Source organism: Enterobacter sp. 186315, from assembly GCF_053290175.1.
The window spans coordinates 1-2,683 of the sequence record NZ_JBPTTK010000049.1 but is presented as its reverse complement, the minus strand read 5'-3'; the positions used below and the strand labels follow the sequence as shown (position 1 = coordinate 2,683).

Below are 2,683 nucleotides of genomic sequence, written 5' to 3'. Positions count from 1 at the left end.
CGTTTACGGACTTCTTGCCCTAACAGGATCCCGGTCATCTCAAAATTGGCGTTAGTGTTAGACATATATTCAAGCCTATCTCTTATCTGGAGATACAGCTACTGTCTGGTGTTTCAGGGGGCTACATCAATTCCACATCTCCAGGCGTGGGCACATACTGCACCTCCGGCTGGCTATGAAATTCCTTCAGGGTTTTGCTCACTACACACCTCCTTCTGAACAGGGTCTGGCCTTCAAAAACCACATTATCCGTTGAGTTTCCGGAGCCGCGGCTTTAACGCTTTATGGTAAACCACTGTTTTTTTTCCACGGATAAATGCACTTCATCCGTTTGAGACCCTTCGCCGCAGGGGCGTAAACATCATTGGCAGACGCAGCTGTATGGGGCAAGCGGGAAATTTATTCCGGTCTAATGAAGCGAACCGGAATGGCCGGGGGAAATATATTGCGAAAGGGTTTGTCAACCAAGAAGACTGTGGTGCTATCAGCACCCGGCAGGAGAGCCATAAACGGAGAAAAGGCATACGGTGAGAGATGGGCAGGGACACGCCGTAATGACGTAAGCCGCGCGCATTGCCCTCTGCATGGCATCGATAACACCAACGGCATTGATGCCATGCCTGAAGCGCAGGAAGCGGCGCGACTGAGCGGCGCAGCCATTCCGGCTCCTGCGAGCATGGATGTTGCGTCATGGGATGGACACCCGCTGCCCCAGAGGAGCTTGGCAGAGACAGCATCGTTGGCTCTGTATGAAGCATGACAGCCCGACCGGACGTCAATTGTAACCTCAAGAATTAAAAAAATTATCAAGTTGTTGTTTTATAATATTATTACCTTATGAATTTGTTATATTGCTAACTTGCGATGTCATTAAGATGTGATGTTGCTAACCAGTAATTCCTTTCCACCTAAGGTTCAGACCCTTACCAGCGCCTTTTGCGTAAAGACCTGACTTAAGGATGGTTAGAATCTCAGGCAAAAGTCCCGGTGAAGGGAGTTCTCGACATCGCCTCCTGAAAAGATCTTTCTACTTTTTATGGGCTTCAGCCATTTCGATATATCGCAGATTATTTGCGGTCGGCAGCAACGTACTGATGCGATAGAGACGCACCCGCTCGTTAAAATATTCTTTGAGATGTTACGGTTATTCTCTGGCCACCGCTTCAGGTATAACCGGCATATTCATACATTCTTGTATGCAACAGCGGATGTGACAAGGTCTACAGCAACCTTGTCTTGGTCTTCTTTTCAAAACTTCGCATTATTTGCATCACTTATACGCGCCTCCGACCCTGTAATATCCCGTCATCAAGCTTAATCTCATCCGCACATACGGGCTACAGACAGCACAGGTGGGCAGATTGCCTGCCAGGTTTATAGCGGCTTAACCACCTGCCGTAGCCCTACCCCTTCCCAACCTTCAAAATGAAGTGTCCGCCCATATACACTCAACAATGACAGGTCATGAAGTAGCAAATTTTATCGACTACCTACGCGGTCGTCAGTTTCCCCTGACCTGAATCACGACGGCTGGTATTAATCATGTTTTGAACTGACGCAATATGCCAAGGGTCTGTGGATCGAGTTTCATGATGCTCTCCTTAGCGGCAGGGGATCCCCCTGCCCGTCCTAATCAGTTGTTGAACACATTACCGTCGACAAACACCAGACCGCCGCTGAACAAGTCACGCGCGTAGGCTTCAAAATCAAAGTAACTACGAAGCAACTATGGAATCTCGTTCAACAGGCCGGAATACCTTCCCAGTCTTGGAACATGAGTTGCGGATCGTGCTCGTTTGAATGCAGGGCATATCAGGATTCGAGAAAATCCTCTTTTCCGTCAAATCGGTCAAGTCGAACCACTTTTCGAAAATGCTGCCGCAGTTGTATTTGTGCCAAGTGCCAACGTATACAGCCGGTGTTGTTGTGCTCATGAAAATTCCTCCGTGGTATATGTCGTCTGAGTTCCGGCTTACGCCGTGCCGAAACGAAGCCCGACGAATAGTGGAGAATGCAATGGGCGTTACAGGAGGCCGTGGCGCAGAAAATATCCTAGGCAGCTTGTACGGTTATCGAGCGGATAGTGAGCGAGAGAACGACGGGAAGACCGGCTGCAGACATTAGATAATAACTGCGATGGGCGAGGATGACGGACAAGCGCACCCTTGCAGCCGCAGCGGTCGGGCTAGATTAGAGGCACGGCGTTTGCCGCAGTCTGCACGAATGTCACTCGATGCGTGGCCATAACACCGTGTAGGTCCCGCGGTAAGCCGGACTACATGACATCCTTTTTTCAAGCACTGAGAGCTCAGTTAATACTCCTTTTCCTGACACATTGTGCACAGGCTTACCCACCGATTCAGTGGATAACTTTTAAGGTAAAGTTTAAAAATTCATAATCTGATGCGAGCTGACTAGATTGGACCACGGTCCCAGTTATGGGGTCGGGACCACGGTCCCAGTTATGGGGTCGGGACCACGGTCCCAGTTAAGGGGTTGGGACCACGATCCCAGTTAAGGGGTCGGGACCACGGTCCCAGTTAAGGGGTCGGGACCACGGTCCCAGTTATGGGGTCGGGACCACGGTCCCAGTTAAGGGGTTGGGACCACGGTCCCAGTTAAGGGGTCGGGACCACGGTCCCAGTTAAGGGGTTGGGACCACGGTCCCAGTTAAGGGGTTGGG

The 2,683-nt window shown here is 50.5% G+C and carries 1 pseudogene; it reads right to left on the bottom strand.

Annotation, left to right across the window (positions count from 1 at the left end):
* Positions 1–1,633: 1,633 nt before the first annotated feature.
* Positions 1,634–1,940, bottom strand: a pseudogene (locus tag ACSVHP_RS22830) (antirestriction protein ArdA).
* Positions 1,941–2,683: the final 743 nt, after the last annotated feature.